This is a genomic window from Novosphingobium sp. NFX11 (assembly GCF_057376415.1).
Genome location: NZ_CP080385.1, coordinates 1,633,338 through 1,656,758 on the forward strand (window position 1 = coordinate 1,633,338; position 23,421 = coordinate 1,656,758).

The following is a 23,421-nucleotide window of genomic DNA, read 5'->3' on the forward strand; positions in this document are numbered from 1 at the left end:
CCGATCACGCTTCTCGGTTGGTATTTCTCAGCATTTTCCTGAAGTAAAAAGAGGATTTACCCTTCCGCTCATTGCGCGGGGGTGTGTTGCGCAAGAACTGATTCGTGTCGTTCGTCACCATCGCCCGCCGGCGATCAGTAGAGGGGCTCTGCAGTGCGCAAACAGAAGTTTACAGCGACCGCGCTCGTTACTCGTAGTTCACTGTCTTACATCCGCAGCGTGTTCGCGCTTGGCGAGGCCCGCCAGGCCTTCGTCAACGTTCATGACGAGGCCCACGCGGAAGGCCTTACCGGACTGGAAATCGTTTCCTGCATCACGCCGGACGACGGAGGCGGCTGGTTCGATGAAAGCCATCCGCTGATCCATGAAGATCGGCCTGCGCAGGTCACGTACACTTCGGGCACCGAAGGCAAGCCCAAGGGCATCGTCCTGACTTACGCCAATCTTGCGGATGCAGCGGAGCGGATCATCGACCAGATGGGCCTGACCGCAGAAGTGCGCGAGTATGTTGGCGTGCCGGTCACCTACAGCTTCGGCATCGGCCGCATCCGCGCAGTCAGCGCGGTCGGTGGATGCGCATATCTGCCGCCGCGAGGTTTCGATCCCCTCGAACTGGCTCGCATGCTGAGGTCGGGTGAGGTGAACGCCTTGTCCGCAGTCCCCACTCTTCTGCGTATCCTGCTGCAGCGGCGGTCCGTCATCGGGGATGCAGGCAAGAAGCTGCTGTGGCTGGAGATCGGTTCGCAATACATGTCGGGCGCTGAAAAGCGCGGCATTCGCGAGATGTTTCCCAATGCCCGCATCGTACAGCATTATGGCCTGACGGAAGCCTCGCGCAGCACTTTCCTCCAGATTTCCGACGTTCCGGATGCCGCGCTGGATTCAGTCGGCAAAGCCGTCGGCGCGACCGAGGTGGCGATTTCCGAAGAAGGACGCATCTGCATTCGCGGTCCGCACGTTGCGCGCTGGAAGCTGGATGCCGGCGAAATGCGCGATCTTTGCGGCGCCGACGGCTGGCTGGAGACCAGCGACCTCGGCCATATCGACGATGGCTATCTCTATTACGACGGGAGAGCGGACGACCTGATCAACTCAGGCGGCGTGAAGCTGAACCCGGATTTGCTCGAGATGCGCATTTCCCAGCTTCTCGGCCAGAGCGGCAGAGCTGTCGTGGCGAAAGTGCCTGACGCGCTTCGGGGCGAGGGCGTGCTGGTCGCCACGGATGCGACGGACATCGCCGCCGACCGGCTTCATTCGGCGGCGGCAGAGGCCCTGAAGGAATTCGGCGTCGTTGCCGGGGATCCCTCCACATCCGTGTCATCCCGAAGATTCCGCGCACGGCGACGGGCAAGGCCATGCGCCGCGTCATGACCCAGGATTTCGTCGAGGAGCGCAAGGCTGCCGTCGTCGATCCCGTGCCCGATCGGGCACCCGAAGCGGCGCCGCGCGACGTCCAGGGGTTCTTCCGGCAGTTCTTCCCCGGACGGCGCATCGGCGCCCACGACAGTTTCGAAAGCCTGGGCGGGGACTCACTAAGCTACATCCAGTTCTCGCTTGGTTTCGAAGGACGTTTCGGTGCCCTGCCGGACGGGTGGGAGTCGCTCACTGTCGAGCAACTGGAAAAGAGCGCCGGCCCGCCGGCAGGAGACAACTGGCGCAAGCTCGACACCGCGATGCTGACGCGCGCGTTCTTCATGATCTGCATCGTGGCCTTGCATCTCGACACGTTCGTCTACAGCAAGAACTGGGGCGCAGCCTATTTCCTGTTCATGCTGTGCGGCTACAGCGTCATGCGCTTCCAGTGGCCGGAGATCAGCCGGACCGGAAAGCTGGGTACGATCTTCGGGACGGTGCTGAGCGTAGCTATCCCGACGTTGATGGTGACGATCGCAATGCAGCTGTGGGCCAGGAACCTCGAACTGAAGCCCCTGCTCTTGATATCGAACTGGTTCGACCCGCATCAATATCATGTGGCCTATTACTATTTCGCTGAAATCTACATGCAATTGCTGCTCGTCGTGGCGGCGCTCTTCTCTATCCCGGCCATTCGTAGATTTCTCAAGGCGAGGCCGATGAGCTTCTGCACGATGCTGCTGATCGCCGCGACCGTAGGAAGCTGGATGGTCGAGAAAGTCTGGGACACCAACTACATTTTCCATCGCACGCCGATCTGGTATCTGTGGACGGTTGCCGCGGGCATGCTGATAGCAAGTGCGCGAGACTTGCGGAGCCGGATCGTGGCCATGCCGATAGTGACGGTCGCGGTGCTTCTGCACCACGGTTTCACGTCCGCCAGCGGCTATATCGTGGGCGGCGTGGCCCTGTTGCTCTTCGGGACATCCATCAAGGTTCCGCCTGTTGCGAAATCCATCGTTTCCGAGGTCGCCGGGTCTTCGATGTTCATGTACCTCAGTCACTATCAGGTCAGGTCGCTGATCATTCGGGTGTTTCATGGCCCGAAGCCATGGGTTGCGCTTTCCGTCGCCATCGGGTTCGGCATCGTCTTTGCCCATGCTTACGCCTGGACCGAACGCAAGGTGCGCGGCTTCCTGCGGGCGCGGGAGGAGGGTACGGGCAGTCCAGCCACCTACGCATACGAAGAGCCTGCAGGACTGGTCAAAGCAATCAGTTGAATGTCTTGCCGGTGTCGATGACCCTGCTCGCGACAGCCACCTTTGGGGTGGTGATGCCGGCCGGCAATATGCGAATGCAAAAAGGAGCGGCCGCAAGCGACGAGGCGATGCATGCGGCCGCTCCCTGCGCTTTTGTCAGCGTCCCGCTAGCAGGCGCGGGTAAAATGAAAAGCGTGAGCCTCGGCGAATTTCGCAATTCGATCGCCAAGCTTGCCGGACGGATACGAACGGACACGCTGTTCCTGCCCGCAAGGTGACAGGGTTTACACGGTTGACACGGTCCAGAAGGAAACGGTGTCACCTTGGGCCGGAAATGTGTCACCTTGCGGTTGTAAGGTGACACATTTTGCCGCGGATGTGTCACCTTGTGCGGGTGAGGTGTCACCTTGCGGTGTAACCTTGTGCAGTGTGAGGCGATCAGGCTGGGCATGGGCGCAATGTACCGGGCCCGACGACGTGTAGGAAAGCGGCTTGCCCGAGCGCTCCTTCAGGCGACAGGGCTGCCGACGGTGGGGGCCAGGCGATCAACCAGGATCGCGCTCGCCGCATTCAGGCCGATCACCTCGACTGCGATGCCGTGGTGTCGCATCTTCGTAACCACATCCTCCAGTGCACCGACCGCAGTGATGTCCCACAAATGGCTGGCGGTCAGGTCGATGAGGACATGGGCGACCGTGTCGCGCAGGTCGAAGCGATCAGCGAAAATCTCTGCACTGGCGAAGAAGATCTGGCCCGTGACGGTGTAGGTGCGCGTGTCGGTCGCCGGGTCATAATCCTCGCGCACGTCCATCAGACGCGTCACCTTGAAGGCGAAGAATACACCACTGAGCAACACCCCCACCGTGACGCCCGCCGAGAGATCATGCGTTGCGACGGTGACGATGACGGTGGCGACCATGACGATGCCGGATACCTTGGGATGCCGGGCAAGGTCGCGGATGGATCCCCAGGAAAAGGTGCTTGCCGATACCATAATCATGATCGCGACCAGTGCCGCCACCGGCACTTGTGCGACCCAGGGGCGGAGCGGCACCATGACCAGGAGGAGGAATACCCCTGCGACCAGCGTAGACAACCGCCGCCGCCCGCCGTAGCGCACATTGCCGACCGTCTGGCCGATCATGCCGCAACCGGCGATGCCGCCGAACAGCGCGGCGGCGACATTGGCAAGGCCCAGGCCCGTGCATTCGCGTGCCTTGGAACTGGCCGTCTCGGTCAGGTCGTCCACCACACTTGCCGTCATCATGGATTCCAGAAGGCCGACTGCCGCCATGGCCAGCGCATAAGGGGCGACGATGCGCAACGTCTGGCCGTCAAAGGGCACGGCGGGAAGCGTGAAGGCCGGCAGCGAGGCGGGCAGACGGCCCAGATCTGCGACAGTGTGGATGGGCATGGGAAAGGCGATGCTGATCGCGGTGAGGATCAGGATGCAGATGAGCGGCGAGGGAATGGCCCTGGTAAGGCGCGGAGCCAGATAGATGATCGCCAGCCCCCTGCGATCATCGCATATGTGTGCCAGGTGACATGCAGCATCTGCGGCACCTGCGCCGAGAAGATGAGGATGGCGAGCGCGTTGACGAAGCCCGTGCGCACGGATCGAGAGACGAAGCGCATCAGCACGTCGAGCTTGAGCAGGCCGAATATGATCTGGAACAGCCCGGCCAGCAGCGTGGCGGCCAGGAGATATTGGAGGCCATGGGTATGGACCAGGGCTGCCGCGACCAGCGCCACCGATCCCGCCGCCCCGGAGATCATGGCGGGCCGCCCACCGGCAAAGGCGATGACGATACCGATGATGAAGGAGGCGAACAGGCCCACCTCCGGATCGATGCCCGCCACGAAGGAAAAGGCGATGACCTCCGGGATCAGGGCGAAGGTGCCGACCATGCCGGCGAGTATGTCGCGCCGGGCATCGCCCACGCCGTTGAACCATTCGGCGCGGTAGCGCGAAAGAGGGAGCTGTGCATGCTGGAAAACCGACGATGGTCGCAGGGGCAGCGGCGTGGATAGGGCGGATTGCCCTGCAACGAACGTTGTCCGGCGGATCGGCGGCCGGAATAGCCACCCGGAATTTCACCGGGTCCTTGCGAATGGATGCCTCCTAGCGCGGCCGTCAGGCCAATGCAATCGCAGGACTAAACGGCTCCAACCCGCTGTTCGAAAAGCCTGTCTGAGGATTATCTAAGCGGGGTTCGATAAGCGCGCGCCGGTGCCTGCTCGCTCAGGGTTTCACGCGCAAAGCCGGCGGCATAGCCGTCATGGTCCTGCGCCCGCCAAAAGGGCCGAGCACGTGAAATTGGTCAATTGAACAGACGCCTGACAAGGGCTCGCTGCCGACGAGATTGATATTGGCGGCCTCGAGATCATGCATGGAAATGAATGCTATGTGCGCGCGTCGCCGGTCTCGCCGTGATCATGCGCCATGGGGCAACGCCTGCTCCTGAAAGGTATGCCCTTCGTTGCAGTGTTCGTTCGGGGTGATCCGTTTCTGCCCGAAGCGGGCATAGAGGGTCGGTAGAACGAACAAGGTCAATAGCGTCGCTGAGATCAGGCCGCCAATCACGACGGTCGCCAGCGGTTTTTGCACTTCCGCGCCGGCGCCTGAACCCAGCGCCATGGGCACGAAGCCGAGGCTGGCGACCAGTGCCGTCATGGCTACCGGGCGCAGACGCTGCATGGCGCCGGTACGGGCAGCTTCGGCCCGCTCTATCCCCGAACGGATCAGGTCCTGGATGGAGCTGACCATGACGAGGCCATTGAGCACGGCGATGCCGGACAGGGCGATGAAGCCGACTGCTGCCGAGATCGAGAAGTCCATGCCTCGCACGAACAGAAGAAGGGCCCCGCCGACCAGGGCGAAAGGAACGCCGGTGAAGACGATCGCGGCATCGCGAACGCTTCCAAGTGCCCCGTAGAGCAGCAGCAGGATGAGCACGAAGCAGGCCGGGATGACGAGCTTCAGGCGTTCGCTGGCTGACTTCATGTTCTCGAACTGGCCGCCCCATTCGACATAGCTGCCAGCGGGCAGGCGCACCGTCCGGGCAATCGCGGCCTGGGCATCGGCTACCACGCTACCGACGTCGCGCCCACGCACGTTGGCCTGCACCACGACGCGGCGCTTGCCGTTCTCGCGGCTGATCTGGTTGGGGCCATCCACGAGGTTGATCTCGGCGACGCTGGCGAGAGGGACATGAGAGCCGCCGGGCACCGCCACCTGCAACTGTTGGAGCAGGTTGATGTCGGCACGTTGTGCATCGGAAAGGCGGATCACCACCGGGAAGCGGCGGTCGCCTTCGAAGATCATGCCCGAGGTACGCCCACCTATCGTAGCGGTGACGGTATCCTGCACGTCCTGTGCGGTGACACCGAGGCGAGCCATCGCATCGCGGTTCACCTTTATGTCGAGCATCGGCAGGCCGGTGGTCTGTTCGACCTTCACATCCGCAGCGCCCTCGGTCTTGCGCAGGATACCAGCGATCTGTTCGGCGGTGCGGTTCATCGTGTTGAAGTCGTCACCGAAGACCTTGACGGCGATGTCGCCGCGAACGCCCGCGATGAGTTCGTTGAAGCGCATCTGGATCGGCTGTGTGATCTCGTAGGCATTGCCGGGGAACTTCGCGAGTTCGCCTTCGATGCGAGCGACCAGGTCAGCCTTTTCCAGCTTCGGGTCCGGCCATTCCTCGCGTGGTTTGAGGATGACGAACATGTCGGTGGCGTTGGGCGGCATCGGGTCGGACGCAAGTTCGGCCGTGCCGGTCTTTGAGAAGACGAACTTCACCTCCGGCTGTTTCGACATCATCCGTTCGATCGGCACCTGCATCGCCTGGCTCTGCTGGACAGAAGTAGCGGGAATACGCAGGGCCTGGATGAGAATGTCGCCTTCGTCGAGCTGGGGCAGGAACACTTGTCCGAGCGAAATGAACGCAGCGGCGGCAAGGACAAGACTGCCCAGCGCCGCACCGATCGTGAAGCTGGGCCGCTTCATCGCCCGGTCGAGGCCCTGCGCGTAGCGCTGTTTGAGCGAGGTTATGATGAGGCCGTCCTCTTCCTCCACCCGTTTGGAGAGCCAGATGGCGACGATCGCGGGAACGAAGGTGAGCGACAGGACGAAGGCGAAGGCCAGCGCCATGATGACGGTAAGCGCCATCGGCACGAAAGTCTTGCCCTCGACATCGGTAAGGCTGAGCAAAGGCACGTAGACGAGGATGATGATCGCCTGGCCGTAAACCGAAGGGCGGATCATCTCGCGCGCGGCCGAAGTCACGGTCGCGAGACGTTCCTTCACGCTGAGGAGACGACCATGATGCTGCTGCTCCTCGGCGATCCGGCGCAGCGCGTTCTCGACGATGATGACCGCGCCATCGACGATCAGGCCGAAGTCGAGCGCGCCCAGACTCATCAGGTTGGCCGAAACCCCGGCCTTGAGCATGCCGAAGCCGGTCAGCATCATCGTCACCGGAATGACGAGCGCGGCGATGAGGGCGGCGCGGAAGTTGCCGAGCAGCAGGAACAGCACGACGATGACGAGGATCGCGCCTTCGCCGAGGTTCCTGGCGACGGTCTTGATGGTTGAATCGACCAGTGCGGTGCGGTTGAGAACCGGCTGAACCACGACATCGGGCGGCAGCGAGGCATTGATGGACTGTAGCTTGTCGGCAACCGCGGTCGCCACCGTGCGGCTGTTCTCGCCGATGCGCATGATGGCGGTGCCGACCACGACTTCGGTGCCGTTCTCGGACGCCGAGCCCATGCGGATGGCCTGGCCCGAACGAACCGATGCGACTTGGTCGAGCGTGATCGGCACCCCGTCGCGGGTGGCGACGACGGTGCGGCCCAGTTCCGCCGAATTGCGGATCAGCGCGTCGGAGCGGACGGCAAGCCCCTCGCCATTACGGTCGACGAAACCGCCCCCGACGCTGGTGTTGTTGCGCTCCAGTGCGTTGCCCAGGTCGGTCAGCGAGAGGTCGAGCGCGGCAAGCCTCTGAATGTCGGGAACGACCAGGAACTGCCTGGCATAGCCGCCGATGGAATCGACGCCGGCCAGCCCCTTGGTGCTTTTCAGCAGCGGGGTGACGATCCAGTCCTGCGCCGTGCGCAGATAGGTCGCCTTCTCCGCCTCCGTGGTCAGTCGTTCACCTTCGGGGGTTATGTAACTGCCGTCGGGCTGCTGGCCGGGTTCACCCGGTCGATGCTTGTCGTCGGCGCGGTGCTGGAGCTTGACGGTCCACATGTAGACTTCGCCAAGCCCCGTGGCGATCGGCCCCATCTCGGGGTTCACGCCATCGGGCAGGTTCTCAGCGACGCCCTGCAGGCGTTCGCCGACCTGCTGGCGGGCGAAATAGATGTCGGTGGAGTCCGAGAAGACCGCCGTTACTTGCGCAAAGCCGTTGCGGCTGAGCGAGCGGGTGAAGTCGAGGCCGGGGATGCCGGCCAGTGCCGTCTCGATCGGGAACGAGACCTGCTTCTCCACCAGTTCGGGCGAGAGGGCGGGCGCGCGGACGTTGATCTGGACCTGGTTGTTGGTGATGTCCGGCACGGCATCGATCGGCAGGCGGGAAAGCGATGCCGCACCGATGACGGCGGCAATGGCGGTGAGAAGCAGGACGAGCCAGCGCTTCTCGACCGCCCATGTGACTACGCGGGCGATCATGGCTCAGTCCTCCACCGCTTCGCTCTTGCCCAGTTCGGCCTTGAGCGTGAAGCTGTTGACGGTGGCGATCTTCTCGGTGCCCTTGAGGCCCGACTTGACGATGACCATGTCCCCGGCACTGTCGCCCAAAATGACGGGCACAGCTTTGAAGCCGGTCTGCGTGCGCACGAAGATGACGGTCCTGCCCTCGTCGGTCTGGACCGCCGTAGTCGGCACCTTGACGGCCCCATCGCCGTTGTCGCCGTCGTCGCTGCTGGAAAGCGCAATGGATGCGGTGACCGGTTCGCCTACTCGCCATTGGCCCGCGCGATTGTCGAGCATGGCGATCACCGGCACGAGGCGAGTGGCCGTGTCGAGTGCCGGGGACACGAAGGTCACGCGCGCGGTCGTCTCTCGGCCTGCCGCCTTGACGGTCACGGGATTGCCCGGATGCACGCGGCCGGCATCCTGCGGCAGCACGTTGAGCGAGAGCGAGACGCTGGAAAGGTTCGCCACGCGGAACAGCTCGGCATCGGCGGCTACGGTCTGGCCCAGCACCACGCTGCGCGCGATGATCTGGCCGGAGATCGGCGAGAGGATGGCGATACGGTTCAGTGCGCCGCCACCCGTGCCTGCCGCCGATACCTGCTGCTGGGCGAGGCGAAGCGCGATACGCGCCTCGGTCGCGGCGGTACGCGCTGCGATGAGATCCTGTTCGGGCGAGACTTTCTGGGCGAACAGGCGCTGTTCGCGATCGAGGTTGGATTTGGCGAGGGAAAGCCGCGCCCGTGCGGCGTCGATCTCGGCGTTGAGGGAGGCTGCCTCGCGGCTCTCGATCACGGCGATCGCCTGGCCTTGTCCGACCGAATGGCCAAGGTTGCTGGTCAGCGAGACCACACGCCCGCCGATCGCGGCGGAGACGACCTGCATACCCTGGGGGTCTGCGTCGATCGTAGCGGGAAGTTCGACAGTGCCCGAGCCGCCGATCATGGGATGTGCGATCTGGATACCGGCCAAACCGATCTGCTCGGCGCTCATGACGATTGTGCCCTCGACCCGCTTGGCGTCCGTCGCGCCTTTCTCTTCGACTGGGGGTGTGCCGCCTTGTCGCCGTCACCGCAGGCCGTGAGGGCAAGGGCGAACGAGAGGGGCAATGCGGCGTAAGTGCGCTTATTCTGTTTCATGGCAATCAGTTTCCCCTTGAGGCGCGGCGGCGGGCGCGGTCAGGCGCTCCAGCTGCGCACGGGCAATCTGGTAGGATGCGAGCGCATCGATGGCGACGATGCGGATTTCGGCGAGCGTGCGCTCGGCATCGAGAAGGTCGAGCTGGCTGAACTTGCCCTCCCGGTATCCGATACGGGCGATGCGTGCGGCTTCCTGCGCAGCCTGCAAGGCAGGGCCGGAAGCCGCACGAGCGGTTGTCGCGGCATTGTCGGCATCGGCCTGCGCGTTGGTGATGGCCTGCTCGATATCGAGGGCCGTCACCCGGCGATTAGCCTCGGCCTGCGTGCGCTGCGCGCCGGCCTGAGCAAGCGCGGCGCTGCCGCTGTCGAAGACCTGCAGCGGGATCGACACCGTGAAAACAGCAGCGAAATCCTTCGTCGCTTCCAGACGGCGCACCGACGGGCCGACGTCGATGTTCGGTGTCCGATTCGCCTTGGCGAGACGGACGCCGGCGTCGGCGATGGCGAGGTCCGCATCGGCGGCAGCCAGTGCCAGTGTGCCTTGAGGACCGATCGGCGCCGACGGTCCGTACGGCGCGGAAGCGGGCGGCAGCCGATCGAGCAGGGCCGCGTCGAGAGGACCGTCGATGGCCCGGCCTATCCGGCGTTGAAGGTTCGTGCGCGCGGCACGGGCAAGGCGGTCCTGCCGTTCGGCATTGGCTTCAGCGTTCACGCGCACCACGTCGGCGCGCTGCTTTTCGAGCGGTGAGGCGCGGCCTGCCTGAACCCGCACACCGGCGGCTCTAAGTGCGTCAGCAGCGATCCGTGCCTGGTCCTTCGCCGCGATCAGTCGGCGCTCGGCCGAGACAGCTTCCACGTAGAGCTGCGTCACGTGCAGGCGAACGTCGGCGGCGATGATGGCAGCCTGCAGTTCTGCTCGGGACAGTTCCGCGTTGGCGACTGCAACGCGGGCACTGCGCTTGCCGCCCAGTTCCAAGGTCTGCATGAATCCGGCCGTGGTCTCGTTGCTGCCGATGCCGGAATAGCGACCGGTTCCCATGACATTCTCGATCTGCCCCTGAGCGACCGGATTTGGGCGAAGTCCTGCGACCTTGCGGCCGGCGATTGCCGCATCGACACCGGCGCGACCGGCATCCACTGCCGGAGCGGAGCCGCCTGCTGCCGCGATGGCATCTTCGAGCATCAGCGTTACGGCGCCATAAGGTGCGCCCGGTACTTCCTGCGCCTGCACCGTTGCGGCACAGGACGCTGCGGCGAGCAACGCCGCGAGTACAGTCTTCATGATGTGATAGTCCTGACGGAGGATTCCTGACCGACAGTCAGCCGGTCGACGGAAGCGTCAGGTTCGTGGAGGGCGTGGCATCACGTTATCGTCCGCCGAATGCAGCGGCGAGGCCCCTTTGAAGCCGAAAGTTTGCCCGTCCGAGTCGGCAATGGGTTGCTCGAACGTCATCTGCATGGTGCCGAGGTCATGGTTATGGCAGGCACCATGATGGTGCGGGAGGCCGCTATCGGCATCTGCAGGCGCTTCGTCACCGTCGCCGGGCGCATGATAGGAGAAATCGTACCCGGCGTCGCTGCCGCTCGCCGCCTCTACGGCGTGCGCCATGCCGGACCAGCTGATCAGGATCAACATAAGGCAGGCAAGGAAAGGCAGCAGCGTGCGCATCGATCAGCCCCTACCACTCCGCCGGTGCGGTGTAACCCCATTCGGGTTGAAACCAGCTTGCTTTGTGCCTGCCTTTCTACTTGCGACCGCGGCGTCTCCGGTCATGCAATGACTCAGAGCGAAAAAATGGTCGGGGCGAGCAAGGCAAGGAGCCGCCCCGACCAAAGGTCACAGGATGAAGGAACGCCCCATGACAAGCGTTCCTTACGGGCTTGTGGCTTGACGAGAGAGGCAAGCTACATGACCTACGCTATTGCGACGCATTCGCATATGCAAGCTATTTTTTACTCCACGAATGTGTGCCTGACATTTCGGGGATGCCGCATCCTCCACGCTTGCTGGGCGGCTGTCGCACCTCGGTACGTCGCGGGCACGTTGCTGCGCTTGCAAAGAAAAGCCGACCCAAGGGCCGGCTTGATGAAGTTGGGAGAGGATACCTGAAAGGCAAGGCGGATATGCAGGCGGAAGGTCGATGCGCCAAGCGCTACAAGCGCAATGGTTCATCGAATTTCCGCATCGAGTCCATCTGCGCAAAAAACAGGCAAGAATGCTTCAGGCGACATCTTTTACCCTTGCATTCGGATGCATGGCAGCCGCAGAAAGGTCGTCTCGGTTTTTGCAAAAGATCACAGACGTATTGGGAGCTTGATCGCACATGCCTGACATCGACAAGACTACGGACATCGCCGCTCTCACCGTGCAACTGCTGAGCGCCTATCTGGTGAACAATACAGTGGCATCCGAAGATCTGTCCGGATTGATACGATCGACCAAAGCGGCATTGACCGATGACGCCGTCATCGAGCCAGTCGTCGAGGAAGCACCGACGTACACACCCGCTGTTTCTGTTCGCAAGAGCCAATCGTCACCGGAACATTTGTTGAGCCTGATCGATGGCAAGCCGTACAAGACGCTCAAGCGTCATCTGGCAGCGCACGGATTAACGCCTGCGACTTATCGGGAGCGCTATAACCTTCCTGCGAGCTATCCGATGGTCGCGCCGGATTTTGCGGCCAAGCGCCGCTCCATCGCCGAGAAAATCGGACTGGGTAGCCGCAAGCAGAAAACCTCTGGAGAACGCGCTCCAGTCGTGGCCAGTTCGGATGCTTCCGCCAATGAACCGACCGTCGCTGCCTCGGTCGCGGCAAACGACGTGGCACCCGAACAGGTGCCGTCGGTCGCCGTTGCGCCAGCAAAGGCCAAGGGACGTCGGGTAAAGAAGCCTGCTGGATCGGCCGCTAAGGCGCTGGACGCCGGTAGGGCAGGTGATGCGACTGCCGCAGCGTCGGCTGAACCGGCGGCCCCGAAAGCGCCGCGGCGCAAGGTCAAGGTCGCATCGAAGCCCGCAATTGCGGCCTCGGCGCAAACGGAACCTGCTGCCGAGGACGCTAAGGCGCCTGCGGCTCCGAAGAGCACTCGGACCAAGAAGCAGAAAGAACCGGCCGTCGCCGCACAGGGCTCCAAGCCTGCAAAGCGCGGGGCTGCATCTTCAGAAGCGACGCCTGACACCGTAGAACCCACAAATAGTGTAGTCCCGGAAGTTCCGGCAAAGCGCCGTGGCAAGCTTGGTCTGTTCAGTAAAGGCGACACCGGGAGCAAGAAGACTGCACCAGCAGCAGCAAGTAAAGACGGCGCATCAGGTGAAAAAGCTAATGCCGCGAAGGCGGAGAAACCTCGCCAGACGGGCAGGCCTAAGCGGATGGCTCGAACGCCGAAGGCAGCCTCTCCCGACGCTGGCTGAGCGCTGCCGGGTTTGAGTTTTACGACTATCGCGCCTTCGATCCTGGCATGCGCCGCTTTCGGCGGTGAGTACGTCTCGCGCCGCACCTTCCTGGGCGAACTGCGGTTGACGTTCTGAACATGGCGAAGGTGCGGGCAAGAAGGTGGGCTATGGGAAAGGGTGTATGCCCTCGTTCCTGTTGGCACGGTGTTGACGGGGATGTCGGTAGGCCGACACGCAGGTCGCGGTCGTGATCATTCCCCCGTGCATGCCGGGGCGAGACAGGGAAGGCTGCATCGTTGCCGCCGTCTTCCCTTGAAGCAAGGGTCGCACGGAAGCGCAGGTGCTGTGGTGTGGCATCGATGACCTCGATGGCGATGTCTGCGATTTGGATCGTCTTTTGTGCTAGCGGAAAACGCATAGTCTGCGCGCTGCTCGCCCGGGCAAGATCGCCGATGCTGTAGCCGCGTTGCTCGAAGGTCAATTCGCCGTCTTCGGTCCCAATATAGGCGATATCGTATATCGTTCCGCTCTCGTCGGTATCGTAGTTCTTCAGATCGGGCAGGGCGGTGCCTTTCGCGTAGTCGCGCGGTGGGACAACCGCATCGCCCGCCATGGTACGCTGCGGCGTGCCGAAAGTCTCCGGGGCGGGCGCGGTGGAGCGGATCACCGGCACCTTCGGATCGGCGCGCATACGGTCGTGAATGGTTGCGGGCGGCTCGCTCGCTTCGGTGTCGGCGATGAGCGCTTCGGCAAAGGCAACCTCGTCGATCTTGAGGGGAAACCCGCCGGTCGCGGCGCGATCGGTGGCGCATACGAACTGCATTTGTGCATCCGCCAGCGTTCCGGCGGTGACCGGCTCCGGGTCGGGATAACTGAGTGCGGTCTCGTCGAGCCGCTCGTCCCGGGAGCCATAGCGCAAGTACAGATCCCAGCTTTCGGTCTGCCTGCGGCAGTCGGTGATCATCCAGGCGCGCAGGGATGCGGCCGGGTTGCCGGGCTCGCGCAGGATCTGGCTGGCTTCGTAGCGCACCGTGTCGCCGTCCCGCCGGATTGAGCCGACGTCGACGAACAGCACCTTTTCCGCCGCTTGGGCCACGTACCACCACTCGGAAGACCGCGCCTGGGAGGTGGAGGGCAAAAGGATGCCAAGGCTCCATGCGATGCCGAGCATTGCCGATTTCATCGAATTCTCCCGATCAGGCTCAGGTGCCGCAGCTATGGGCGGTGGACACTACGCCGGAGATGGCGTCGGTGGCCATCGTGGCGGCATCCTTCGCAGATTTGCCGAGGTGAACAGCGTAGTAACGCCCCAGTTCGCTGCGTGCTGTCTCGACAGCAGCGGTGGGGACGCCATCGGGAGCGGCGATCTCGGGCCTGGCCTCATGCGGTGCCTGACCCAGCCGTGCACGGTCCAGCGCGGTCTGATACGATCGGTATGCGGCGAAGCGTATCGTCCCGTCGCAGTCCGGCCAGGTGCCGCGAGATCCTCGCGGCGAGGGTGTCGAGCGCCGGGGTCGGGGGCAGGGTCTGCTCGCAGTCGTTGCGCAGCACGAAGTTGTCCATGGTGGAGCCGAATACCGATTCCGTGGCCTCGATCAGCGCCGGATGGCGTACGATCGCCCCGCACGGCAGGTTGCGCTCGATGCCGTTCGCATCTTCGTCGAGGTAAGGGCCTAGCACGTTGAGAAAGGCCGCGAAGTGGCGTTCGCTGGTGAACAGGTCGCCCGTCGTCCTAACCTTGGGAGAATCCCCGTAAGGTTCGGAGAGGATCGACCAGCCGAAGGATTGCCCCTCATCCGTGCTCAGGCGGGTCAGGTAAGGGAAGAGGAGGGCGGTGATGCGCGTCCTGACAACTGCCCGCTCCGGGGCCGACCAGTCGGTGTCGACGGGTTCCCGCGCCCAGAGCGCAACCGCTTCCAACACCGGTGCGAACTGCGGGTCGAGGCGGCGCAGCACCGGCAGCGCCTGGTCGGGAGCATGCATCAGCGCGGCGATGGCAAGTGCACCGTTGCGCTCGGCATAAACGGTCTTGAGGCATTTGCGGATTTCCGCGCCCTCGCAGCCGCGCATCCGTTTCAGCGCCTGGCGCTGGGCGGCCAGTTCGCTCGACGGGCCGGTGCCGAACGCGCTTTCGCGGGACAGCGCGAAGAGTGCGGCCATCTCCCGATCCGCGACGGCAAGCGCCGGATCGGTGCAGATCGCCCGCTCCATCGCCGTGCGCGCCGCCGTGCAGGAGAAGCTCGGGCCATCGGTATGCGCGGCTTCACCCTGCGCATGAGCCGAAAGTGCCCAGAGCGACGCCGTGATCGCCAGCCCCCAGCACGCGGCCAGATGTTTCGCAGCCTTCATCTAGATCCTTTCGTGTTCGTTCAGGCGTCGATCAGAGCGCCCCTTGCGTGCAGAGTTTCGATGACGCGCGCCGCCGCAAGGTCGGCTGGTCGCGCAACACCTAACAGAGCGAAAGTGCCGCCCAGCATGAACGCGCAATGCCCGTGCACGGTGGCGATAAGCGAACTGGTAAGCTCTGCCGCGTTTGCGGCCTCCGTTGCAGGCAGAACCGTCGCGACCTCTCGCGCGATGACGCCGGTGAGACGCATGCGCTCGGCGGCGAGCGTCTCGGGCATCTCCATGCCTTCCGGCACGCGGTGCTCGTAGATCGCCGACCACAGGTTGCGATGGGTCTGCGCGAAGTCGAAATAGCCCTGGACGAGGACGATAATGCGCGCACGCCCCTCGGCCCCGCCAAGGCGCTCTTCCAGCCACTCGCTCCAGAGCCTGAACGTGCGCGCGTTGATCTCCATGACGAGCCGGTCGACGTTCCCGAAGACGTGCATCACCGTGCCCACCGAATAGCCGATACGCTTGGCGACCTCACGCGCGGAGAACCGGGCATAACCGCTTTCGGCCATGACCTGCCGCCCGTTGTCGAGGATCAGCGATTCCAGTTCCTCGCGTCCGTGGTCCGATCTCCTGCCCATCGTCAGCCGGCCTTGCGCACGAAAGGATAGCGCATCTGCGCCAGATAGCCCTTCGGCACAGTTTCGGGCACGCCGTAGCCCTGCGGCCACTGCCCCTTGGGGAAGTAGTGCGTGCCGAAAAGACGGTCGAGCCAGGGGAAGTGGATCGCGAAGTTCTTGTCGATTCCTTCGGCTTCCAGCGCGTGATGCCAGTGGTGGAAGCGCGGGACCACGATGAACCGGCCCAGACGGTCGAAGTCGCCCCGGATGTTGGCGTGGATCAGCGAGGAATAGACGTAGACCATGCCGATGTAAGCCTGCATGACCGAAGGCAGGAAGCCCAGTGTCAGCAGTGGCAGCGAAGTTACACCGCGCAGAAGCACGATCTCGGCGAAGTGCATTCGCCCACCGGCCAGCCAGTCCATGGACCGGGCCGAGTGGTGCACCGCATGGAAGCCCCAGAGAAACGGGATGCGGTGGAACACGCGGTGGAACCAGTACTGCGTAAGGTCGGTCAGGAGCATCGCCATGATGAACTGGACCAACCACGGCAATCCGCCCACGGTTGCGCGAATACCCGAAAGGGCGGTGCCATGCGCGTTGAGATAGCTCGACGGCGCAAGGGCAAGGAAGGTGATCAACTGCACCAGCATCGAACTGACGAGGAAGTAGAACAGGTCCTCGCTCCACTCGGGGCGGAACAGGCGCTGCCTGCCGCGATGAGGCACGAGGCGTTCCAGCGGGGCGAACATCAGGCCGGTGGCGACAAGGTTCACCGCGAAGAAATCGACACCGAAGAACACGCCCCAGTCGTGCATCTCGCGCGGCTGGACCGACGCGCCGCCAAGGATGGTTCCCGCAAGTGCCACCATCAGCGCAGTCATGCCCATCGCCTTGCGCGGCCGGAGCAGCAAGCTCAGCAGGGCAAGCGCATAGGCGCCCAGCAGCGTTGTGTAGACGACGATGCGAAAGCCTGATGATTTCAGCACCACGGCCAGTTCCGGCGTGGCGAACCAGTCAGGCCAGCGCAGCGCGACCACGAAGCACAGCCCGGCGGCGGCCAGCAGCATGGCAAAGAACCCCGCGAACCAGCCGGTGCCGAAGCCGCGTGCTTCGATCGGCGCTTCAAGGTCGCGTACCAGCTTCTTCAGAAATCCCGTCATTGTCGGCCTTCTCCAAAGTCCATGCGATATCGTATATCGCTATAATCGAACGCTGTCTAATTTTATATTGCACAGCGTTCAATTCACCTGTACCCATGTCATGCAATTGAGATCGAAAGGTGCGTCATGACCGGGATCCTGCTGTTCGCCACGCTAATCCTGAGCGTTCTGCTATATGATACGCGGCGACGCATTGGGCGCCTCGAGCGGCTTATCCCGGATCATCAGGCATTGGATCATGCCGTGCCGGTCCAGCCGGAGCGGCCGGAACATCAGGAGGTTGAAGCGATCGCGGCGCCGGACCTCGATTTCCAGCCGCCGGCGCAATTCGTGCCGTTGACGTCTGACTCGGGAGCGGTTCCAACTCCTGCTGCGGCGAACGAGCCCGAACCCGGCGAAGCTCAGTCGGAACCGGAATTCGAGCCCGCTTCAGGGCCTGAGTCCACGTTTCCCCAGCGCGCAATCGCGTCATGGACCGGTCTCGGATTCGAGGATCTGTTCGGTCGCAAGTTGCCGATCTGGGCGGGCGGCATCACGCTGATCGTGGCAGCCGTGCTGATGGTGAAATACTCGATAGACACCGGCCTGCTTTCCCCGGTGGTGCGGGTAATCATGGGGCTGTCCTTTGGCGGCGCGTTGATCGGCATGGGTGAACTTGCGCGTCACCGTCAGGAGGTCGTGCGCGATATACGTGTCGCCCAGGCCCTCGCGGGCGCCGGTGTGGGCGGGCTTTATGCCGCGGTTCTGGCGGCGAGCAATCTTTATGAACTGGTCGGGCCCGGCACGGCTTTCGCCGGACTGACGGCGATCACTGCGCTCGCTCTTGGTCTTGCCCTCAGGTTCGGGGCACCTTGCGCCGTGCTCGGCCTTGTCGGCGGTCTGGCGACCCCCGCGGTCGTGCAATCGCAGAGCCCCAGCGTACCCCTGCTGGCGGGATACCTGGCGATCGTCATTGGCGCGATTACCCTGCTTTCACGGCGCCAGCGTTGGGCCTGGCTGGGCATCGGCGCGCTGACCGGCGGTGCGGGCTGGAGCCTGCTGACGATTGCCATGGGCGATCTGGACAGTGGATCCACGCTGGCGATGGGGCTGCTCGTGATCCTGTTCGGCCTCGGTCTGCCCGCTCTCGCAATGGAAGGGCGTTCCGCGCCGATACTGCGCGCGGTGACCGGCGTGGTCGGGGCGCTGCAACTGGCGCTGGTCGTCGCCCGTGGCGATTTCGCGCCGCTGACATGGGGGCTTTACGGACTGCTCTCGCTGGCGTTCGTCTGGCTGGCGGGACGCACGCCGATTCTGCAGCGCACGGTCGCCGTCCCGCTGCTGACGGCGCTTGGCCTGATTGCCATCTGGCCGGCGCCGGATGCAGGGTTGTTCGCGGCTGTCGTGGTCGGGATTGCGGCGATCTACGGCAGCTATGCGTTGCGGCACTTGTGGCACGTCACCGGAGGCCTCGTCGAAGTAGGCCTGCTCGGCGCGATTGCGCTGGGCGGTTACATGGTCAGCTTCGGAAAGTTCTACGAAGGAAATACGGGTCAGGACTTGCGGTTCGCGGTGCTGGCAATGGCTTTCGCCGCCTTGCCCGCGCTGGGTGCCGGGTTGGGCTGGCGCAGCAGCGAACGCCTGGGCGACGCGCGCTTCGCGTTGCTGGCATCCTGTTCGGGCTTGCTGGTGGTGCTGGCGGGGATGGTCGGCCTGCCCGAATGGTGCGTATCGATCGTGATCGCCGTAGTTGCCGCCGCGTTGCTCGGGCTGTCGGTCACGGCACGCGATAGCCGGCTGGCGAAGGGCGCGCTCGGCTTCCTGAGCGCCGCGGTCGCCGCTCTGGTTATCACGATAGAGACGACCGGCGAACTCGCGCGCCTTTTCCAAGCTGCATCGGTCCCGCATCCCGCGCGTGCCGTGCTGCGGTGGGCGACGCTGTGCATCGTCGCGACCGGCTTTGCATGGCGCAACGCCGGCACCGTACTGCGATATGCACTGCAGCCGCTGGCTATATTGCTCGGCTATGGCCTGGTCGCGCAACTCGTCCCGGCTGCATGGCTGCCCGTGGCCACGGCGGCGGCGCTCGTCGCGCTGGTGGAGGGTGGCCGCCGCCGCCCGGCTCTCGCGCCGGGACCGGCATTGGCGACACTGGGCGGCCTGTTGGTGCTGTGGGCGCTGGAGCCGATGGGGTACTGGCTTGCGGCCGGAGCACTGTCGCTTGGCGGAAACCCGGTGTTCTACACGGACCTGCCATCGGTCGGCGTCGCGATGGGCAGGCTGCTCGTACCGGCCATCGCGCTGGCCGTCGCGCTATGGCGCAGTCCCGAGCATCAGCCGGCCATCGTACGTGCGGGTGGTGCCGCATTGTCCGGCGGACTGACCCTCGTTGGCGTGCATATCCTGTTCAAGCAACTTTTTACCATCGGTGATTACGCCGCCTTCGTCCGCGTCGGACTCGCCGAACGGTGTCTGTGGCAGGCCCTGCTCATGGCGATGGGTGCCTTGGCATGGCGCTACCTGGCGGCACGCCGCATAGCCGTCGGGCTGATCATGGTGAGCATCGCGCACAACCTCGTCTATACTGTCGCGTTGCACGATCCCTTGTGGGCGAAGCAGGCGGTCGGGCCATGGCCTTTGGTCAACTTGCTGCTGCCGGCCTTCGGCATCACGTTCGTCGGCATATCGATCCTCTTCCGCATCGTGCCCGATCGAGCGGAGTACTGGACGAGAATCGGCGATGCCCTGCGCATGTCGATGATCCTGCTTTTCGCCTTCGCCACGTTGCGCCAGTTGTTCACCGGCACGGTATTGCCTGTCGGGGAGGTGTTGGAGATCGAGAACATCGGGCGTTCGGTGCTCGCCATCCTGCTCGCCATCGGGTTCCTGCTATGGGGCATCCGCAAGAGCTTGCGCGACTGGCGGCTCGCTTCTCTTGCCCTGATGCTGGGGGCCGTGGGCAAGGTGTTCCTGTTCGATGCTTCCGGCCTTGAAGGCTTGCTGCGGATCGCTTCATTCCTAGCGCTTGGCTTCAGCCTGATCGGGATCGGATGGCTTTATACCCGCTATCGTCATTAAGGGCCGTACGTGCGGGGCAGTCGAGCCGATCCTCGACTGCCGCACCCAATCGCGGTTTTTGTTCAAAAATGGATATGGCTTATCCACTCGCTAATGCGAGTGACTTGCATTTGTTTCCGCTGGCGCTAGAAGGCCCGCCCATAAAGGGAGGCCGCCAAGTCATGATTTTTCGTTCGCTGCTCGTATTGCCGCTGGCCATGGCCGCATGGCCCGCATTGGCCCAGAATTCGGATGGTCTTGCGGCTAGCCATGCGGATGCCGACGAAGGCATCGTCGTCACGGCCGCGCGAACGATCCTGCCGTTGAACGCGCTGCCGCTGACGGTCGATGTCATCGACAACGCGGCGCTCAATCAGCAGGTGGCCATCGGTGGTTCGATAGTCGATGCCGTCTCCGCGCTCACGCCTTCGTTCTCGCCCACGCGCCAGAAGCTGTCCGGCGCGGGCGAGACGCTCCGCGGCCGCTCTCCGCTTTACGCAATCAACGGTATTCCGCAGACGGCGCCGCTGCGCGACGGTGCCCGCGACGGCTTCGCCATCGATCCGTTCTTCGTCGATCGCGTGGAAGTCATTTACGGCTCAAATGCCTTGCAGGGGATCGGGGGCACTGGCGGTATCGTCAATCAGGTCACGGTCGGTCCGCCCCGGCAGGACGGTATTTCAGGCCGTGTGCTGGTGCAGGGCAATTCGGACACCGGCTTCAGCGACGATGGCAGGGGTGGCAAGGTAGCCGGCCTGATCGGCTGGCGACAGGGGCGCTTCGACGCGACCGTCGGCGCGGCATTCGAAAAGCGCGGCGTCTTCTACGATGGCCACGGCGATCGTGTCGGCACCGACCTGACGCAGGGCGAGACGCAGGACAGCCGATCCTGGTCGGTGTTCGGTCGCTTCGGCTATGCGGTGTCGGACACGGCGCGACTGGATATCATGGTCAATCGCTTCGAACTGAAGGGCGAGGGCGATTTCGTCGCGGCCAACGGCGATTACCGGCGCAACCTGCCGACGACTTCGGTTCGCGGTACGCCGCCGGGCGTCCCCGCGACCAATCGCACGCAAAGCGCCGCACTGACGTACACCGATTCCGATCTCTGGGGCGGCAACCTGATGCTCCAGGGGTTCTACAACCTTTCGCGTGATACCTATGGCGGCGAGATCGCGCCGATCGCGACGTTCCAGGATGCCGCGCTTGCGCCGATAGGAACGCTGTTCGACCAGTCGCAGAACCGTAGCCGCAAGTATGGCGGCAAGTTCTCATATGAACGCAAAGTCCCCGGTTTCGAGGCGCTGACGGCCACGGTCGGGCTGGATGTGCTCTACGACAAGACCGAGCAGCGCCTGATCGCGACCGGTCGTGCCTGGGTACCGCCCGCGGAATATCGCAGCCTCGCACCGTTCGCGCAGGCCAACCTCGCGTTGTTCGACGACAAGGTGCACCTCGCGGGCGGTGTCCGGCATGAGGACGTGCGCATCACCATCGACGATTATCGCACGCTGGCCAGCTATGGTGGCGGTTTTGCGGTGTCGGGCGGCACTCCCCGGTTCAGCGATACCCTGCTGAACGGCGGCGTCATCGTCGAACCGTGGAAAGGCATCCGGGCCTATGCCAGCTATGCGGAAGGCTACACGGTTCCGGATGTCGGCCGTATCGCGCGCGCGGTCAACCGGCCGGGCGTCGACATCGACGACTATGTCAACATCAGCCCGATCGTGTCGAACAACCGGGAATTGGGGGTTGAGGTCAAGCGCGGTCCGCTGGATGCCAGCGCGGCCTATTTCTGGTCTACCAGCAAGAACGGCTCGCTGCTGGTGCAGAGCGGCGGCGTGTTCGAAGTTCAGCGTCAGCGGGTGGAAATCCAGGGGCTCGAAATCAACCTCTCCGCGCAGACGCCGCTGCCGGGGCTTACGCTGTCGGCCGGTTACGCGCACCTTATTGGGCGCACCGATGGTTCCGATGACGGGATCGAGGCGGTCGATCGCGATCTGGATGGTGCTAACATTTCTCCCGATCGCCTGAACCTTGCCGCAAGCTACCGCCAGGGGGCCGTCTCCGCCCGTATCCAGACTCAGTTCTTCCTCTCGCGCAAGTTCGAGCGGGCACCGGGCAACTATGATGATACGTACGGCTTCGGTGGCTACAACGTCACCGATCTCAGCTTGCGCTACGATACGCGCCTGGGCGGTCTGACACTGGCTGCACAGAACATCTTCGACAAGTTCTACATAGACTACTACACCCAGACGGTGCGGCCGACGGACAATGCGCACTTCTTTGCAGGACGCGGTCGCAACTTCACACTGGGCTGGGATTACCGCTTCTGATGAAGCTGCTCGATACCCTGCATCGCTGGGCCGGCGGGCTTGTCGGCCTGCTGCTGGCGATCGTGGGGCTGAGCGGTGCGATCCTCGTCCACCGGGATGCCTGGGTCGTCCTGCCCCATGCCAACGATGCGCAAGTGCAGGATACCCGGGTGCTGGCTGCGACGAGTGCCAGACTGATGGCCGATCCAACGCGGCGGCCGCAGTCGATCACGTTCGCCGACGCGGGTTTCGGGCTGGACCGTCTCGTCTACAAGGGCGGGGCGGGCGCATACGTGACGCAGGCGGGGGATCCGGTGCTGGCCTGGGGCAGCGGGTGGCAGCGGCCGGAACTGTGGCTTTCGGACTTTCACCAGCACCTGCTTGCGGGGGAAGAGGGCGAGACGGTGATCGGGATCGCCGGCCTGTGCGGACTGTTCTTCGTCGTCAGCGGCACCGTGCTGTGGTGGCGGACACGGCGAACGTTCGAAGTGCGGCTGTGGCCTGCGCGATTGACGCGGCCATCGATCGTGCGTCAGCACCGCGACCTGGGGATCGTCGTCGCGCCATTGCTGGCGCTCTCGCTGGTGACGGGAACGGTGCTTGTGTTCCGGCCGCTGGCGTCGGTCATCCTTGGGCCGGGGGCACCTGCCGAGATCGACCGGGCCCTGAAAGCGCCTGCAGGGGGCGGAGCAAGGCTGGCGGACGATCTTGACTGGGCTGCGATGATACGTGCCGCCCGCACCCGTTTTCCCGATGCGGAAGTGCGCAGCCTTGCCCTGCCGCGCGGCGACAGCGGCCTCATCACCCTGCGGATGCGCGGTCCGGAGGAGTGGTTGCCGAACGGGCGGACGACCGTATGGTTCGCTGCCGACACCGGGCGCATGGTGGCTGCGCGAGACGCGCGTGATCTTCCCGGCAGGGTGACGGCCTACAACGCCCTTTATCCGCTCCACGCGGGCAAGGTCGGAGGCATCGTGTTCCGGCTGGTCATGACGCTGTCCGGCCTTGCGCTGGCCATGCTGGGCACGCTTGCCGTCTGGACGTTCTGGTTCAGGCGGCCCGCGCGCAAGGTGGCGTTTCGCCGGTGATGGCAGGGCCAGACTGCCTGT

Annotated in this window: 14 protein-coding genes, 2 pseudogenes and 1 other annotated feature; of the genes and pseudogenes, 7 read left to right on the forward strand and 9 right to left on the reverse strand. The window is 64.0% G+C overall.

The annotated features are described in order from the left end of the window. Positions 1 to 153 precede the first annotated feature (153 nt). Genes KZO24_RS25295 through KZO24_RS25305 form a run of 3 tightly spaced genes read left to right on the forward strand, consistent with a single transcriptional unit; the run spans position 154 to position 2,890 of the window. The gene (locus KZO24_RS25295; protein WP_486487393.1) at positions 154 to 1,371 is read left to right on the forward strand and encodes a class I adenylate-forming enzyme family protein; all 1,218 of its coding nucleotides are present in this window, start codon (positions 154 to 156) and stop codon (positions 1,369 to 1,371) included. Then, the gene (locus tag KZO24_RS25300) at positions 1,368 to 2,633 is read left to right on the forward strand and encodes a hypothetical protein (protein WP_486487394.1); all 1,266 of its coding nucleotides are present in this window, start codon (positions 1,368 to 1,370) and stop codon (positions 2,631 to 2,633) included. Before KZO24_RS25295 ends, KZO24_RS25300 begins: the two co-directional genes overlap by 4 nt. Positions 2,634 to 2,650: 17 nt before the next feature. Continuing rightward, on the forward strand, positions 2,651 to 2,890 hold the full coding sequence (locus tag KZO24_RS25305) for a hypothetical protein (protein ID WP_486487395.1): 240 nt from the start codon (positions 2,651 to 2,653) through the stop codon (positions 2,888 to 2,890). Positions 2,891 to 3,120: 230 nt separating this feature from the next. Here the strand turns inward: KZO24_RS25305 and KZO24_RS25310 are convergent. The 5 genes and pseudogenes from KZO24_RS25310 to KZO24_RS25330 all read right to left on the reverse strand — a co-directional run bounded on the left by KZO24_RS25310 (position 3,121) and on the right by KZO24_RS25330 (position 11,115). Beyond that, positions 3,121 to 4,631: pseudogene (locus tag KZO24_RS25310) on the reverse strand (SulP family inorganic anion transporter). A 33-nt stretch (positions 4,632 to 4,664) separates the two neighbouring features. After that, positions 4,665 to 4,720, reverse strand: a sequence feature (sul1 is cis-regulatory element that is thought to sense ions involved in sulfur or methionine metabolism; They are found in Alphaproteobacteria). A gap of 326 nt (positions 4,721 to 5,046) precedes the next feature. Beyond that, positions 5,047 to 8,283, reverse strand: coding sequence for an efflux RND transporter permease subunit (locus KZO24_RS25315; RefSeq protein ID WP_271183820.1), 3,237 nt, complete (start codon positions 8,281 to 8,283; stop codon positions 5,047 to 5,049). Positions 8,284 to 8,286: 3 nt separating this feature from the next. Beyond that, positions 8,287 to 9,446 (reverse strand): annotated as a pseudogene (locus KZO24_RS25320) (efflux RND transporter periplasmic adaptor subunit). Continuing rightward, entirely contained in the window at positions 9,433 to 10,728 is a 1,296-nt protein-coding gene (locus KZO24_RS25325) for a TolC family protein (protein WP_486487396.1), read from the reverse strand. Before KZO24_RS25325 ends, KZO24_RS25320 begins: the two are co-directional and overlap by 14 nt. A 57-nt stretch (positions 10,729 to 10,785) precedes the next feature. Next, positions 10,786 to 11,115, reverse strand: a complete 330-nt coding sequence (locus KZO24_RS25330; RefSeq protein WP_271183823.1) for a hypothetical protein — start codon at positions 11,113 to 11,115, stop codon at positions 10,786 to 10,788. 655 nt (positions 11,116 to 11,770) lie between these two features. Here KZO24_RS25330 and KZO24_RS25335 point away from each other — a divergent pair. Continuing rightward, positions 11,771 to 12,856 (forward strand): Ros/MucR family transcriptional regulator, encoded by a 1,086-nt coding sequence (locus KZO24_RS25335; protein ID WP_271183824.1) that lies wholly within the window; start codon positions 11,771 to 11,773, stop codon positions 12,854 to 12,856. A 25-nt stretch (positions 12,857 to 12,881) separates the two neighbouring features. Here KZO24_RS25335 and KZO24_RS25340 read toward each other — a convergent pair whose 3' ends face one another. From KZO24_RS25340 to KZO24_RS25355, 4 genes are all read right to left on the reverse strand, one after another. After that, complete coding sequence (locus KZO24_RS25340; RefSeq protein WP_486487397.1) at positions 12,882 to 14,021, reverse strand: surface-adhesin E family protein; 1,140 nt, start codon at positions 14,019 to 14,021, stop codon at positions 12,882 to 12,884. Between the two features lie 197 nt (positions 14,022 to 14,218). Then, the gene (locus KZO24_RS25345; RefSeq protein ID WP_486487398.1) at positions 14,219 to 15,187 is read right to left on the reverse strand and encodes a lysozyme inhibitor LprI family protein; all 969 of its coding nucleotides are present in this window, start codon (positions 15,185 to 15,187) and stop codon (positions 14,219 to 14,221) included. 20 nt (positions 15,188 to 15,207) lie between these two features. After that, positions 15,208 to 15,816, reverse strand: coding sequence for a TetR/AcrR family transcriptional regulator (locus tag KZO24_RS25350; RefSeq protein ID WP_271183827.1), 609 nt, complete (start codon positions 15,814 to 15,816; stop codon positions 15,208 to 15,210). Positions 15,817 to 15,818: 2 nt separating this feature from the next. Next, the gene (locus tag KZO24_RS25355) at positions 15,819 to 16,958 is read right to left on the reverse strand and encodes a sterol desaturase family protein (RefSeq protein ID WP_271183828.1); all 1,140 of its coding nucleotides are present in this window, start codon (positions 16,956 to 16,958) and stop codon (positions 15,819 to 15,821) included. A gap of 126 nt (positions 16,959 to 17,084) precedes the next feature. On the opposite strand from KZO24_RS25355, the gene KZO24_RS25360 reads away from it, so the two are divergent. The 3 genes from KZO24_RS25360 (at position 17,085) to KZO24_RS25370 (ending at position 23,400) form a co-directional block, all read left to right on the forward strand. Continuing rightward, entirely contained in the window at positions 17,085 to 20,015 is a 2,931-nt protein-coding gene (locus KZO24_RS25360; protein WP_271183829.1) for a DUF2339 domain-containing protein, read from the forward strand. A gap of 161 nt (positions 20,016 to 20,176) precedes the next feature. After that, complete coding sequence (locus KZO24_RS25365) at positions 20,177 to 22,333, forward strand: TonB-dependent receptor (RefSeq protein ID WP_271183830.1); 2,157 nt, start codon at positions 20,177 to 20,179, stop codon at positions 22,331 to 22,333. Beyond that, complete coding sequence (locus KZO24_RS25370) at positions 22,333 to 23,400, forward strand: PepSY-associated TM helix domain-containing protein (protein ID WP_271183831.1); 1,068 nt, start codon at positions 22,333 to 22,335, stop codon at positions 23,398 to 23,400. Before KZO24_RS25365 ends, KZO24_RS25370 begins: the two co-directional genes overlap by 1 nt. Positions 23,401 to 23,421: the final 21 nt, after the last annotated feature.